Source organism: Pseudomonas sp. DTU12.3 (assembly GCF_004124275.1).
GTDB lineage: Bacteria > Pseudomonadota > Gammaproteobacteria > Pseudomonadales > Pseudomonadaceae > Aquipseudomonas > Aquipseudomonas helmanticensis.
The window spans coordinates 299,499-313,068 of sequence record NZ_CP027218.1 but is presented as its reverse complement, the minus strand read 5'-3'; the positions used below and the strand labels follow the sequence as shown (position 1 = coordinate 313,068).

The following is a 13,570-nucleotide window of genomic DNA, read 5'->3' as shown; positions in this document are numbered from 1 at the left end:
ACCTCGGTCGGCCCCTAAAAGCCCCTCACCCTAGCCCTCTCCCAGAGGGAGAGGGGACTGATTGGGGGATATTCAAGAGTTACGCCGACCTGAAAGTTATCCGCTGAATCCATAATCAACTCGGTCTGTCAGGTCGATGTATGACGCCAGACAGCTCGGTCGGCCCCCTCTCCCTCCGGGAGAGGGCTGGGGTGAGGGGAAGCTTCACAGCAGGTTCAAAGCCAAACACCAGACATAAAAAAGGGGACGCTCGCGGCGTCCCCTTTTCGTTGCAACAATCTAAATCAGAACGCCGGCAATACCGCGCCTTTGTACTTCTCGGTGATGAATTTCTTCACTTCCGGGCTGTGCAGCGCAGCGGCCAGTTTCTGCATCGCGTCGCTGTCCTTGTTGTCCGGGCGGGACACGAGGATGTTCACGTACGGCGAGTCGTTGCCTTCAATTACCAGCGCGTCCTTGGACGGATCGAGCTTGGCTTCCAGCGCGTAGTTGGTGTTGATCAGCGCCAGATCAACCTGGGTCAGCACGCGCGGGATGGTCGCGGCTTCCAGTTCACGGATCTTCAGGTCTTTCGGGTTCTGCGCGATGTCTTTGACGGTCGACAGGATGTTGGTCGGATCCTTCAGGGTGATCACGCCAGCCTTGGCCAGCAGCAACAGCGCACGGCCGCCGTTGGTAGCGTCGTTCGGAATCACCACATTGGCGCCGCTTGGCAGATCATTGATGTTCTTCAGTTTGCTCGAGTAAGCGCCCAGCGGCTCCAGGTGCACACCGGTCACGGCGACAAGGTTGGTGCCCTTGGCCTTGTTGAACTCATCGAGGTACGGCTGGTGCTGGAAGAAGTTGGCGTCCAGGCGCTTTTCGGCGACCTGTACGTTCGGCTGAACGTAGTCGGTGAAGACCTTGACCTTCAGATCCACGCCTTCTTTGGCCAGTGCCGGCTTCACGAACTCGAGGATTTCTGCGTGCGGCACCGGAGTGGCGGCAACGGTGAGGGTTTCGGCGTGGGCCGAGAATGCTGCAACGGCAGCAATAGCAGCGATCAGTTTTTTCATTCAGCTAACTCCTTTTGAGGCGCCCGTCTGGCGCCTGCCAGCGAATGGCCGGCTCATGTCTTCTTACAAAACCGGTTTATTTGCGCGAGAAATGCACGACCAAACGGTCGCCCACCATTTGCAGCACTTGCACCAGAATCAACAGCAACACCACGGTGACGATCATCACGTCGGTCTGGAAACGCTGGTAGCCGAAGCGGATGGCCAGGTCGCCCAGACCACCGGCGCCGACCACACCGGCCATTGCCGTGTAGGACACCAGGGTAATCGCGGTCACCGTAATCGCTGCGAAGATGCCCGGACGAGCCTCTGGCAGCAAGGCGTTGACGATGATCTGCCGCGTGGTAGCGCCCATCGACTGGGTCGCTTCAATGATGCCGCGATCGACTTCACGCAGCGCGGTTTCCACCAGACGCGCGAAGAACGGCGTCGCGCCGACCACCAACGGCGGAATCGCACCGGCCACGCCCAGCGACGTGCCGGTGATCAGCACGGTGAACGGGATCATCACGATCAACAGAATAATGAACGGCAGCGAACGCAGGATGTTCACCGCCAACGACATGAACGCGTAGAGGCCACGGTTTTCCAGCAACTGACGCGGGCTGCAGAGGAACAGCAACACGCCCAGCGGCAGGCCCAGCAACACGGTGAACAGCAGCGACCCGCCGAGCATCAGCATGGTGTCGCCGGTGGCCAGCCAGATTTCGTACCAGTCGATATTGGTGAAGAAACTGATCAGGTCTTCCATTAGCGCAATACCTCCATGTGAACGTCAGCGGCGGTGAAGCGGGCGAAGGCCGCTTCCATGTCGCCACCGGTGACGGCGAGGGTCAATTGCCCGTACGGAATGTCTTTGATGCGGTCGATGCGACCGGCGAGGATGCTGTAGTCGACGCCGGTTTCGCGGGCGACGGTACCGAGCAACGGCGCGTAGGTCGCTTCGCCCTGGAAGGTCAGACGCACAATGCGGCCCGGCACGTGAGCGAAGTCATCACGCTGCTCGCTCTCGTCGACCTGCTCGCTTTCCTGGACGAAACGCTTGGTGGTCGGGTGCTTTGGATGCAGGAACACATCGGCCACCGAACCTTGCTCGACGATCACGCCAGCGTCCATTACGGCCACTTGATCGCAGACGCGACGGATTACATCCATCTCGTGGGTGATGAGGACGATGGTCAGCTTCAGTTCGCGGTTGATCTCGGCCAGCAGTTGCAGGACCGACGCGGTGGTCTGCGGGTCGAGGGCACTGGTGGCCTCGTCGCAGAGCAGAATCTTCGGCTTGGTCGCCAGGGCGCGGGCAATGCCGACGCGCTGCTTCTGGCCACCAGACAACTGCGCCGGATACTTCTTGGCGTGGTCGGACAGACCAACCCGCGCCAGCAACTCGGCTACACGCTTGTCGATGTCGCTGCTCGACAATTCACCCGCCAGGGTCAGCGGCAACGCCACGTTGTCGGCCACGGTCTTGGAGGCGAGCAGGTTGAAATGCTGGAAGATCATCCCGACTTGCTGGCGGAAACGGCGCAGGCCGTTGGCGTCCAGCGCGGTGACTTCTTCGCCGTCGACGATGATCTTGCCGCCGCTGGAGTTTTCCAGGCGATTGATCAGGCGCAGCAGGGTACTTTTGCCCGCGCCGGAATGGCCTATCAGGCCGAACACCTGCCCGTTCTCGATAGAGAGACTGGTCGGGTGCAGCGCGGGAATATCCTTACCGGCGACGCGGTAAGTCTTGTGGACGTTTTGAAACTCGATCACGTAGCGAACCTTGTGGGGCGCGTTAGAAAAGGATCAGCGGTTAGCCGGGCGCGCATTTTAGCCTGTCCGTATAGAGGTTCTTAGCATTTATTTCTCAATTAACCTTCGATTTGGCAATAACAAGATCAAAGGTCATAAAAAAGGAACGTCCAAAGCAGCCCATCAGTCACTAAGTAAGCGACTTGAAAACCCTGGGTGCCGTGCCCGGGAACCACTCAAGAGTCCCCGGCAAGCATCGGGGTCAACCGAGGAGTTTACGACTGATGAGCAAGAAGCCTACGTCCGACAAAAGCCAGATGGCCGGAACCGACACGCCGGATCGCGCCAACACCAACGCCAAACTCGATAGCCTCGAAAAATTCCGCTCCGATGCCACCGGCCAGGCCCTGCGCACTAATCAGGGGGTCAAGGTTGCCGACAACCAGAACACCCTCAAGGCCGGCCCGCGCGGGCCGTCGCTGCTTGAAGACTTCATCATGCGGGAAAAGATCACGCATTTTGACCATGAGCGGATTCCGGAGCGCATCGTCCACGCACGCGGCACTGGCGCCCATGGTTTCTTTCAGGCCTACGAGAACCATTCGACGCTGACCAAGGCCGGTTTCCTACAGGATCCGGCAAAAAAGACCCCGGTGTTCGTGCGCTTTTCCACGGTGCAGGGCCCGCGTGGTTCTGGCGATACCGTGCGCGACGTGCGTGGTTTCGCGGTGAAGTTCTTCACCGATGAAGGCAACTTCGACCTGGTCGGCAACAACATGCCGGTGTTTTTCATTCAGGACGCGATCAAGTTTCCCGATTTTGTCCACGCGGTGAAACCCGAGCCGCACAATGAAATTCCTACCGGCGGCTCGGCCCACGATACGTTCTGGGACTTTGTGTCCCTGGTGCCGGAATCGGCGCACATGGTCATCTGGGCGATGTCCGACCGGGCAATCCCGAAAAGCCTGCGCAGCATGCAGGGCTTTGGCATTCATACCTTTCGGCTGATCAATGCTGAGGGCAAATCACGCTTCGTCAAATTCCACTGGCGCCCTACCGCCGGTACTTGCTCGCTGGTGTGGGACGAGGCGCAGAAGCTCGCCGGTAAAGACACCGACTACCACCGTCGCGACCTCTGGGAAGCGATCGAGATGGGCGATTACCCGGAATGGGAACTCGGCGTACAGATCATCGAGGAGGAAAACGAGCACGACTTCGATTTCGACATCCTCGACCCGACCAAGTTGATCCCCGAAGAAATCGTGCCGATCACGCCGCTGGGCAAAATGACCCTGAACCGTAACCCGGACAACTTCTTTGCCGAGACCGAGCAGGTCGCGTTCTGCCCCGGCCACATCGTGCCGGGCATCGACTTCTCCAATGACCCGCTGCTGCAAGGTCGGCTGTTTTCCTACACCGATACGCAAATCAGCCGACTTGGCGGGCCGAACTTTCATGAGCTGCCGATCAACCGTCCGGTGGCGCCATTCCATAATGGCCAGCGCGATGCGCAGCACCGCACGGTGATCGACAAGGGTCGCGCCTCGTATGAGCCGAACTCGATTGATGGCGGCTGGCCGAAAGAAACCCCGCCGGCTGCGCAGGACGGGGGTTTCGAGAGTTATCCAGAGCGCATCGACGCCAACAAGATCCGCCAGCGCAGCGAGTCGTTCAGCGATCACTTCTCTCAAGCGACATTGTTCTTCAAGAGCATGAGCAAGCATGAGCAGGAACACATCATCTCTGCTTACAGCTTCGAACTGGGCAAGGTTGAGCGCGAGCACATTCGTGCGCGGGAAGTGAATGAGATTCTGGCCAACATCGATCTGGAACTGGCCAAGCGTGTGGCGGCTAATCTGGGTCTGCCGGCGCCGAGCAAAGGTACGGTGGATGTGCGCAAAGTATCTTTCGATCATTCGCCAGCATTGAGCCAGGCAAATCTTTTGCCGGAGAACATCAAGACGCGAAAAGTGGCGATTCTTGCCGCTAACGGCGTCGATGGCGCGGCGATTGATGCGATGAAGAAGGCGTTGGCGGCAGAAGGTGCGCATGCCAAGTTGCTGGGACCGACTTCGGCGCCGGTGAAAACTGCGGACGGCAAAATGTTGCCTGTCGATGCTTCGATGGAAGGCATGCCTTCGGTGATCTTTGATGCGGTGTTTGTGCCGGGTGGCGCGGCGTCGGTCAAGGCGTTGAGCGGCGACGGCGTGGCGTTGCACTACGTGCTGGAGGCTTACAAGCATTTGAAGGCGATTGCGTTGCAGGGCGAGGCGAAGCAGTTGCAGGACCTGCTGAAACTGGAAGCGGATGCTGGATTGCTGCAGGGCAAGGACGTGGCGGCGTTGACCAAACCGTTCTTTGCGGCGATCGGGCAGCACCGGGTTTGGGATCGCGAGCCTAAGGCGAAAGCCATTCCGGCTTAAAAAGCAAAAGATCGCAGCCTTCGGCAGCTCCTACAAGGTGTACCTGAATCCCATGTAGGAGCTGCCGCAGGCTGCGATCTTTTTTACGGTTTACGCGGACTCAACACCATCTGTGCCGGCACCGTACGCACGATTTGCTTGTCAATCTGCAGATCAAAATCCGGATTGAGTTTCTTCACCCGTTTGGTCAGCAACGTCGCCAGCCATGGGTAATCATTGGTCCGTGGCGCCTGAATCGTCACCCCACACTCATAATTCACCACATCAGCGGCGATCGCGTCCAGTTGACGGCGAAGTTTGCGGCTATCGGTGATGTTCAACGCAACCGTGGTGCTCTCGGCAGTCGGATCGATCACCTTGGCTTTCGGCTTGGCTTCGGCTGCCAGCAGCGCCGCTTCAGCCTTTTCCAGCTCAGCCTTGCGCGCTTCAGTAATGGCGCCGTTGACGCCACCGGTCAGCGCCGGCGCTTTGGGCATCAACGCGCGGGCACGGCTCAATGCGGTGGCGGCGGCATTCACATCACCCTTCTGCAGCACGATCTGGCTGCGACGCAAATACGCTTCGGCAAGCTGCCGCTGGTATTGCTCAAGGGATTGGTCGTTTGGGGTGTCTTTCTGCAAAGCAGCCAATTGGTCTTCGGCAGTGGCCAGTTCGCTACTGGCCAGGCTTTGCTCCAGCTGTGCGATGGCCGTAGCTCGCGCATCGGGGATTTGGGCCACCGGCGGCGTGCTTTGGCAGGCGCCCAGCAGCACTGAAAATGCGACAAGGAGCAGATAACGGGAGGCGAACGGCTTCATTCCTGCGACTCTCTATTTGCGCAAAAAGCGGCCAAGTCTACACCCCACGACGGGGCAGAACAAAACTCAACAGAAACAGTGCGGCCGCCGTCACAACGATTGACGGCCCGGCCGGGGTGTCCTTGAACCAGGACAGCGCCAGCCCGCCACACACGGCGAGCATGCCCAGCAGGCTCGCGCCCACCGCCATCTGCTCCGGTGAGCGGGCGTGACGCTGTGCCGCAGCTGCCGGGATGATCAGCAGCGAAGTAATCAGCAACACACCGACGATTTTCATCGCCACCGCGATAACCACCGCAATCAACAGCATGAGTGCCATGCGCAGGCCCGCGACCGGCAGGCCTTCAACCTTGGCCAGTTCTTCGTGCACAGTGATCGCCAGCAATGGCCGCCACAGCGTCACCAACAACACCAGCACCGCCGCGCTGCCGCCGAGGATCCACACCAGATCGGTCGGGCTGATCGCCAGCAGGTCACCGAACAGGTAGGCCATCAGGTCGATCCGCACTTCATGCATGAAGCTTAGTACCACCAGGCCGAGAGAGAGCGTGCTCGGTGCGAGAATTCCCAAAAGCGTGTCGGACGCCAGCGGTTGGCGCTGTTGCAGGGTCACCAAAAGCACCGCCAGCAGCAGGCAGCCTACGGTGACCGCGACCGTCGGGCTGACATCCAGCAAAAAGCCCAGCGCCACACCGAGCAACGCGGCGTGAGACAGGGTGTCGCCGAAATAAGCCATGCGCCGCCAGACCACAAACGAACCGAGCGGCCCGGCCACCAGTGCCAGCGCCAGACCTGCAAGCAGGGCATACAACAGAAAATCAGCCATGCTTGCAGTTGTCTCCGTGAACGTGAGGTTGGCCAATAACCGGCCCTTTGACCACCGAACCGTGCAGGTCGTGGGCGTGGTCGTGATGGTGGTGATAAACCGCCAGGCTCTGCGCGTTCTTGCCGAACAGCTCGACAAACGCCGGATCGCCGCTGACCTGCTCGGGATGCCCGGAGCAGCAGACGTGACGGTTGAGACAGACCACCTGATCGGTGGTGCTCATCACCAGATGCAAATCGTGGGACACCATCAACACGCCGCAACCATGGCGATCGCGCAAACGGGTGATCAGGCTGTACAGCTCGGCCTGGCCGGCGACGTCGACGCCTTGCACCGGCTCGTCGAGTACCAGCAATTCCGGCTCGCGCAGCAATGCCCGAGCGAGCAGTACGCGCTGCATTTCACCGCCGGAAACGCTTTGCACCGGGCTGTCGATGACGTGTTCGGCGCCAACTTCTTTCAATGCCGCCAACGCACGCGGACGATCAACGCCCGGTACCAGTCGCAGAAAGCGCAGCACCGAAAGCGGCAACGTTGGATCAACGTGGAGTTTTTGCGGCATGTAGCCGACGCGCAGTTTCGGCTTGCGCCAGACGCTGCCGCTGTCCGGCTTCAATAAACCCAGCACGGCGCGCACCAGCGTGGTCTTGCCGGCGCCGTTGGGGCCGATCAGGGTGACGATCTGGCCCGGCTCGACGCTCAGCTCGATGTTGTCCAGCACGGTCTGCCCGGCAAACGTGACGGCGACCTGCTCCAGACGGATCAGCGCATTGCTCATCAAGCCCCCTGGCAACCGGAGCACAGGCCGACGACTTCGACGGTCTGCGCTTCGACGATGAAACCAACGTCTTTGGCGCTGTTGATGATCGCGTCGCTGATCACTTTTTGCTCAAGTTCGATGGCAGCGTGGCAATCGCGGCAGATCAGGAACTGGCCCTGATGCGCGTGTTCCGGGTGCACGCAGCCGACGAAGGCGTTGAGCGAGGAGATGCGGTGCACCAGGCCGTTTTCCAGGAGGAAATCCAGCGCGCGGTACACGGTTGGCGGTGCAGCGCGACGACCATCCTGCTCGCTCAGCACCGCGAGAATGTCGTAGGCGCCCAGCGGCTTGTGGCTCTGCCACACCAGTTCCAGCACCCGGCGGCGCAACGCGGTCAGGCGCAAGCCTTTCTGGGCGCACAAGGTATCGGCCTCGGACAAAGCGCTGTGCACGCAATGAGAGTGGTCGTGGGGACGGCTGGCAATCGGTGTAATAGGCATGGGCGGCGACGAGTTTTGATAGAGACGTTATTATGTTACCCGTTCTCGCCTCCTTGAGTGGTCATCGTGTCCCGACTTTTTTCTGTTTTTGTGGCTTTTGTCGCCAGTTTCCTGCTGATCGGTTCGGCCCAGGCCGAGGTTAAAGTCCTCACCAGCATCAAACCGTTGCAGCTGATTGCAGCGGCCGTGCAGGACGGCGTGGCGATTCCCGAAGTGCTGCTGCCGCCAGGCGCCTCGCCGCACAATTACGCGCTGCGGCCATCCGACGTACGGAAGGTGCAGTCGGTGGATCTGCTCTACTGGATCGGCCCGGACATGGAAGGCTTTCTGCCGCGCGTGCTCAACGGTCGGACGCTGCCGAGCATCGCCGTGCAGGATCTGCCGGGGATGAAGCTGCGGCATTTTGCGGAGGACAGCCATTCCCACGCCGAAGAGGCCGACGAGCATGATCACGACCACCGCCCGGGCACGCTGGATGCGCATTTGTGGCTGTCGCCAGTCAACGCGCGGGTGATTGCCGACAAAATGGCGGCTGACCTCAGCGCTGCCGACCCGGCCAACGCCGAGCGCTATCAGAGCAACGCCAAGGCGTTTGATCAGCGTCTTGATGCACTGGATCAGCGTTTGAAGCAGCGACTGGCCAGTGTTGAAGGCAAGCCGTACTTCGTTTTTCACGAGGCGTTCGATTACTTTGAAGACGCTTATGGCCTGAAGCACACCGGGGTGTTCAGCGTGGCCGCTGAAGTGCAGCCGGGCGCGCAGCATGTCGCGGCGATGCGCAAGCGTTTGCAGGAAGTGGGCAAGACGTGTGTGTTCAGTGAACCGCCGTTGCGTCCGCGTCTGGCCGAGACTTTGGTGGCCGGGCTGCCGGTGAAACTGGCGGAACTGGATGCGTTGGGCGGGTACACCCCGGCAACGGCTCAGGGTTATGAGCAGGTGTTGGAGAAGTTGGGTAACGATCTGGCCGGGTGCCTGGAATCTCTGTAACCCCGGCATCGGCGTCGACCCATTCGCGAGCAAGCCCGCTCCCACATTGGATTTGTGAACGACACAGAACCAATGTGGGAGCGGGCTTGCTCGCGAAGCTTTTAAAGGGCGAAAGGTAGCGGTGTACTGACCTGCTGCCGCTGCGCCAACCGCTGTTCAAACTCCCGCGGATCGTGAATCAACACGTCCTGTCCGGCAAACTGCTCCGCCGCGATCAACCGCGACAACCAGAACCGCACACACGCCACGCGCAACATCGTTGGCCACAACTCAGCCTCCGCCGCCGTGAACGGCCGCAGCGCCGCATAGGCGCCGAGAAACGCGCGGGCGCGCGGCCCATCGATCAAACCATCCTCGTCCGAACACCAGTCGTTCAAGGCAATCGCCACGTCATACAGCATCGGCCCCGAGCAGGCGTTGTAGAAGTCGATCAGCCCGGTCAGGTGCGTGCCTTCGAACATCGCGTTATCGCGAAACAGGTCGGCATGGATGTTGGCCCGAGGCAGCGCGAGAATCTTCTCCTTGCGCTCGGTGATTTCGTCCAGCGCCTTTTGCAGCAAGGCACGCGGCTCATCGCTCAGGTGCGAAAGAAACTCCGTGCCCTCCTCCAGCATCCAGTCGAGGCCACGATCGGTCTTGCGTTTGATCATGCGCTCGCCTTGGGTCGCCAGATGCAGATGCGCCTGCAACTCGCCGACCTGCGCGCAATGCTGAGCATTGGCGACTTTGATGTGCTTGCCGGACAGGCGCGGTTGCAACAGCGCCGGTTTGCCTTTCAGTTCACGCAACGCCACGCCGTCAGTGGTGCGCAGTGCGTACGGCACGGGCAGATCGGCTTCGTGCAGCACGTCGAGCAGGTCGATGAAGAACGGCATCTCCTGCACCGGCCCGCGCTCGACCAGGGTCAGGACGAACTCGCCCTGCTCCAGGCTGATGAAGAAGTTGGTGTTTTCGCTGCCGGCGGCGATCCCCTGGAAATCAAGCAGGCGGCCAAGCCCGTAAGGGGCGAGAAAGGTTTCCAGCTCGGGCCGAGCCAGGGGAGTGAACACAGACATGGTTAAAAACTGCTCAGTTCAGGCGTCGCGGTCAGGCGACGCCGATTAAAAGTCGGGAATCTTACTTCCAGGTAAAGATTTCCCACGACGGAATCAGCATATCCGGCTGGTCGGAGCGAATGTAGTTCGCGTCCGTACCGTCGGCGCGCACCAGGAAATACGGTTTGCCACCCTTCGGCGTGACCTTGATCGCATAGACGAAGCCACTGCGACTGTATTCCTGGATGACCTTGTCGCCTTCCGTGTGCGTGTTGATGGTAACTTCCGGCTCGGAAGCCGGCGCATCATCCGCCGCCATCGCGGCCAACGGTGAGGCAGCAATCAGACCGACCAGCAGCAAGCGATTTAACGTACGCATGATAACCTTGTCCCTTTGTCGTCAACGGTCCCGCTATTCTAGCGCCGGACCCGCCGAAAAGGTTGATCCTGCTCATGAGCCAAGCCCCCCTCGTCCTGGTGGACGGTTCGTCTTACCTGTACCGCGCGTTTCACGCGCTGCCACCACTGACCACTTCCAAAGGCCTGCCGACCGGTGCGGTCAAAGGCGTGCTGAACATGCTCAAGAGTCTGCGCAAGCAGTACCCGGACAGCCCGTTCGCCGTGGTGTTCGACGCCAAGGGCGGGACATTTCGCGATGAGATGTACGCCGAATACAAAGCCAATCGCCCAAGCATGCCCGACGACATGCGCGTGCAGATCGAGCCGCTGCACCAGAGCGTGATCGCCCTCGGTTTCCCGCTGCTGTGCGTGGAAGGCGTCGAGGCCGACGACGTGATCGGCACCCTCGCCCGCAGCAGCGCGGCGGCGGATCGCCCGGTGGTCATCTCCACTGGCGACAAGGACATGGCGCAACTGGTCGACGGCCACATTACCTTGGTCAACACCATGTCCGGTAGCTCGATGGACGTGGAAGGCGTGAAGGAGAAATTCGGCGTCGCACCGGAGCAGATCATCGATTATCTGGCGCTGATGGGCGATTCTTCCGACAACATTCCAGGCGTTCCGGGCATCGGCCCGAAAACCGCGTCCGGCCTGCTGGTCGGGGTCAACGGCGGTTTGACCGAGCTGTACGCGAACCTCGACATCGTTCCGACCCTGCCCATTCGCGGGGCGAAAACCCTGCCGGCCAAGCTCGAAGAGCACAAGGAGATGGCATTCCTCTCCTATCAACTGGCGACCATCAAGATCGACGTGCCGCTGGACGTCGAACTCGATGATTTGCAGATGGGCGCGGAGGACCCGGCCAAGCTCTACGAGCTGTACTCGCTGCTGGAATTCAAAAGCTGGATCAACGATCTGGATCGCGACGCCAAACGTCTGGAGTTGAGTGCGGCCGCTGAGCCTGCGCCGGCCGGCGATCTGTTCAGCGCCCCAGATATCGAAACTCCCGCTGCTCCGACCGAAGCGGCGTACGAGACGATTCTCGATCAGGCGCGTTTTGATGTCTGGCTGGAAAAGTTGAATAACGCCAAGCTGTTCGCCTTCGACACCGAAACCACCGGCATCGACGCGCAGCAGGCGCAACTGGTCGGCCTGTCGTTCGCCGTGCAGGCCAACGAAGCCGCGTACATCCCGCTGACCCACTCCTACATCGGCGTGCCGGAACAGCTGGATCGCGATACCGTGCTGCGCGCACTCAAGCCGATTCTGGAAGACCCGAGCAAGCTCAAGGTCGGCCAGCACGCCAAGTTCGACATGAATATCCTCGCCAACTGCGCCATCGGCGGCGATCAGAGCCAAGGCATTACCGTGCGCGGTATCGCCTTCGACACGATGCTTGAGTCCTACGTGCTCAACTCCACCGCCACCCGCCACGACATGGACAGCCTCGCGCAGAAGTACCTGGATCACACCACCGTGAGCTTCCAGGACATCGCCGGCAAAGGCGCCAAGCAGCTGACCTTCGACCAGATCGCACTGGAACAGGCGGGGCCGTATGCCGCTGAAGACGCTGACATCACCCTGCGTCTGCACCAGACGCTGTTCGAAAAACTCAGCGCCATTCCGAGTCTGGCCAGCGTGTTGACCGACATCGAGATTCCACTTGTGCCCGTTCTCGCGCGCATCGAACGCCAAGGCGCGTTCGTTGACGCGGAGCTGCTCGGCATCCAGAGCATCGAGCTGGGCAACAAGATGGTTGCGCTGGAGCGCGAAGCGTTCGAGATCGCCGGGGAAGAATTCAACCTTGGTTCGCCGAAACAACTGGGTGTGATTCTCTACGAGAAACTCGGCCTGCCGGTGCTGAAGAAGACCGCCAAGGGTCAGCCGTCCACCGCTGAAGAAGTGTTGGCGAAACTCGCTGAAGACGATCACCGCTTGCCGAAGGTGCTGATGGAGCACCGCTCGATGAGCAAGCTGAAAAGCACTTACACCGATCGCCTGCCGGAGCAGATCAACCCGCGTACCGGGCGTATCCACACTTCGTATCATCAGGCCGTGGCGTCGACCGGGCGTTTGTCCTCCAGCGATCCGAACCTGCAGAACATTCCGGTGCGTACCGCCGAAGGTCGTCGTATCCGCCAGGCGTTCGTCGCGCCAAAGGGCTACAAACTGCTGGCAGCGGACTATTCGCAGATCGAGTTGCGGATCATGGCCCACCTGTCCAAGGACGAAGGCCTGATGAATGCCTTCCGCAACAATCTGGACGTGCACACCGCGACTGCAGCCGAAGTGTTCAAGGTCGAGCTCAATGAAGTGACTTCCGATCAGCGCCGTGGCGCCAAGGCGATCAACTTCGGCCTGATCTACGGCATGGGCGCACAGAAACTCGGCAAAGACATCGGCGTCGACACCAAGACCGCCAAGGCTTACATCGATACATACTTCGCCCGTTATCCAGGGGTGCGTGAGTACATGGATCGCACCCGCGCGCAGGCGGCGGATCAGGGTTATGTCGAGACGTTCTTCGGGCGTCGTTTGTACCTGCCGGAGATCAATTCGAACAAACCGCAGGAGCGCGCTGCCGCCGAGCGCACGGCGATCAACGCGCCGATGCAGGGCACGGCTGCCGACATCATCAAAAAAGCCATGGTCGCGGTGGATAACTGGCTGGCGACGTCCGGGCTGGACGCCAAAGTCATCCTGCAGGTGCACGATGAACTGGTGCTCGAGGTTCGCGAGGATCTGGTCGAGCAGGTCAGTGCCGAGATTCGCCTGCACATGAGCGAAGCGGCGAAACTGGATGTGCCGCTGCTGGTCGAAGTGGGTGTGGGCAACAATTGGGATGAGGCTCACTGAACCTTTTAAACACGGTTTGCCGCGACATGGCGTCGCGGCAGCACCGGTAAAACCTGCTTATTTCGAAAAGCGCTTGGGATTATTCCAAAGCTTTTTGAAAAAAATCTGAACTAATCTGGAAGGACACTACTCAGAGTTACTGAATGGCTGGTGAAGCCCTTCAATGCTCCTATGTTGTGTTAAGTGTTGGCAG

General features: G+C 60.2%; 12 protein-coding genes. 3 read left to right on the top strand and 9 right to left on the bottom strand.

Annotated elements, in window-relative coordinates; all coding sequences use genetic code 11:
* Window positions 1-284 precede the first annotated feature (284 nt).
* The 3 genes from C2E19_RS01430 to C2E19_RS01420 form a co-directional block, all read right to left on the bottom strand.
* Window positions 285-1,055 carry a MetQ/NlpA family ABC transporter substrate-binding protein gene (locus C2E19_RS01430; protein WP_129387111.1) on the bottom strand — a complete coding sequence of 257 codons (771 nt, stop codon included), beginning with the start codon at window positions 1,053-1,055 and terminating at the stop codon, window positions 285-287.
* Window positions 1,056-1,131: 76 nt separating this feature from the next.
* Window positions 1,132-1,806 carry a methionine ABC transporter permease gene (locus C2E19_RS01425; protein WP_129387108.1) on the bottom strand — a complete coding sequence of 225 codons (675 nt, stop codon included), beginning with the start codon at window positions 1,804-1,806 and terminating at the stop codon, window positions 1,132-1,134.
* A complete protein-coding gene (locus C2E19_RS01420) occupies window positions 1,806-2,813 on the bottom strand; it encodes a methionine ABC transporter ATP-binding protein (protein ID WP_129387105.1) in 1,008 nt (335 codons plus the stop codon). Before C2E19_RS01420 ends, C2E19_RS01425 begins: the two co-directional genes overlap by 1 nt.
* Before the next feature lie 260 nt (window positions 2,814-3,073).
* On the opposite strand from C2E19_RS01420, the gene katE reads away from it, so the two are divergent.
* Complete coding sequence (gene katE / locus C2E19_RS01415) at window positions 3,074-5,215, top strand: catalase HPII (RefSeq protein ID WP_129396073.1); 2,142 nt, start codon at window positions 3,074-3,076, stop codon at window positions 5,213-5,215.
* A gap of 83 nt (window positions 5,216-5,298) precedes the next feature.
* Here the strand turns inward: katE and C2E19_RS01410 are convergent, their stop codons facing one another.
* From C2E19_RS01410 to C2E19_RS01395, 4 genes are read right to left on the bottom strand one after another with little or no spacing between them, the layout of a single operon-like run.
* Window positions 5,299-6,012 carry a PA5502 family lipoprotein gene (locus C2E19_RS01410; protein WP_129387102.1) on the bottom strand — a complete coding sequence of 238 codons (714 nt, stop codon included), beginning with the start codon at window positions 6,010-6,012 and terminating at the stop codon, window positions 5,299-5,301.
* Window positions 6,013-6,049: 37 nt separating this feature from the next.
* Window positions 6,050-6,838 (bottom strand): zinc ABC transporter permease subunit ZnuB, encoded by a 789-nt coding sequence (znuB, locus tag C2E19_RS01405; RefSeq protein WP_129387099.1) that lies wholly within the window; start codon window positions 6,836-6,838, stop codon window positions 6,050-6,052.
* Window positions 6,831-7,616, bottom strand: a complete 786-nt coding sequence (gene znuC / locus C2E19_RS01400) for a zinc ABC transporter ATP-binding protein ZnuC (RefSeq protein ID WP_008081224.1) — start codon at window positions 7,614-7,616, stop codon at window positions 6,831-6,833. The genes znuB and znuC overlap by 8 nt, the downstream gene beginning before the upstream one ends.
* Window positions 7,616-8,098 carry a Fur family transcriptional regulator gene (locus C2E19_RS01395; RefSeq protein WP_007911760.1) on the bottom strand — a complete coding sequence of 161 codons (483 nt, stop codon included), beginning with the start codon at window positions 8,096-8,098 and terminating at the stop codon, window positions 7,616-7,618. The genes znuC and C2E19_RS01395 overlap by 1 nt, the downstream gene beginning before the upstream one ends.
* Window positions 8,099-8,164: 66 nt before the next feature.
* Here C2E19_RS01395 and znuA point away from each other — a divergent pair, with 66 nt between their 5' ends.
* Complete coding sequence (gene znuA, locus C2E19_RS01390) at window positions 8,165-9,085, top strand: zinc ABC transporter substrate-binding protein ZnuA (RefSeq protein ID WP_218569990.1); 921 nt, start codon at window positions 8,165-8,167, stop codon at window positions 9,083-9,085.
* 101 nt (window positions 9,086-9,186) lie between these two features.
* On the opposite strand, the gene C2E19_RS01385 is transcribed toward znuA, so the two are convergent.
* Together C2E19_RS01385 and C2E19_RS01380 are read right to left on the bottom strand one after the other, a co-directional pair.
* The gene (locus C2E19_RS01385; RefSeq protein ID WP_129387093.1) at window positions 9,187-10,140 is read right to left on the bottom strand and encodes a homoserine kinase; all 954 of its coding nucleotides are present in this window, start codon (window positions 10,138-10,140) and stop codon (window positions 9,187-9,189) included.
* Between the two features lie 61 nt (window positions 10,141-10,201).
* Window positions 10,202-10,498, bottom strand: coding sequence for a DUF2782 domain-containing protein (locus C2E19_RS01380; protein WP_008081231.1), 297 nt, complete (start codon window positions 10,496-10,498; stop codon window positions 10,202-10,204).
* A 74-nt stretch (window positions 10,499-10,572) separates the two neighbouring features.
* On the opposite strand from C2E19_RS01380, the gene polA reads away from it, so the two are divergent.
* Window positions 10,573-13,377 carry a DNA polymerase I gene (gene polA / locus C2E19_RS01375; RefSeq protein ID WP_129387090.1) on the top strand — a complete coding sequence of 935 codons (2,805 nt, stop codon included), beginning with the start codon at window positions 10,573-10,575 and terminating at the stop codon, window positions 13,375-13,377.
* Window positions 13,378-13,570 lie beyond the last annotated feature (193 nt).

Coding starts and splice junctions, on each gene's coding strand:
- C2E19_RS01430 (WP_129387111.1), bottom strand. CDS start 1,055: ATGAAAAAACTGATCGCTGCTATTGCTGCCGTTGCAGCATTCTCGGCC.
- C2E19_RS01425 (WP_129387108.1), bottom strand. CDS start 1,806: ATGGAAGACCTGATCAGTTTCTTCACCAATATCGACTGGTACGAAATC.
- C2E19_RS01410 (WP_129387102.1), bottom strand. CDS start 6,012: ATGAAGCCGTTCGCCTCCCGTTATCTGCTCCTTGTCGCATTTTCAGTG.
- znuB (WP_129387099.1), bottom strand. CDS start 6,838: ATGGCTGATTTTCTGTTGTATGCCCTGCTTGCAGGTCTGGCGCTGGCA.
- znuC (WP_008081224.1), bottom strand. CDS start 7,616: ATGAGCAATGCGCTGATCCGTCTGGAGCAGGTCGCCGTCACGTTTGCC.
- C2E19_RS01395 (WP_007911760.1), bottom strand. CDS start 8,098: ATGCCTATTACACCGATTGCCAGCCGTCCCCACGACCACTCTCATTGC.
- C2E19_RS01385 (WP_129387093.1), bottom strand. CDS start 10,140: ATGTCTGTGTTCACTCCCCTGGCTCGGCCCGAGCTGGAAACCTTTCTC.
- C2E19_RS01380 (WP_008081231.1), bottom strand. CDS start 10,498: ATGCGTACGTTAAATCGCTTGCTGCTGGTCGGTCTGATTGCTGCCTCA.
- polA (WP_129387090.1), top strand. CDS start 10,573: ATGAGCCAAGCCCCCCTCGTCCTGGTGGACGGTTCGTCTTACCTGTAC.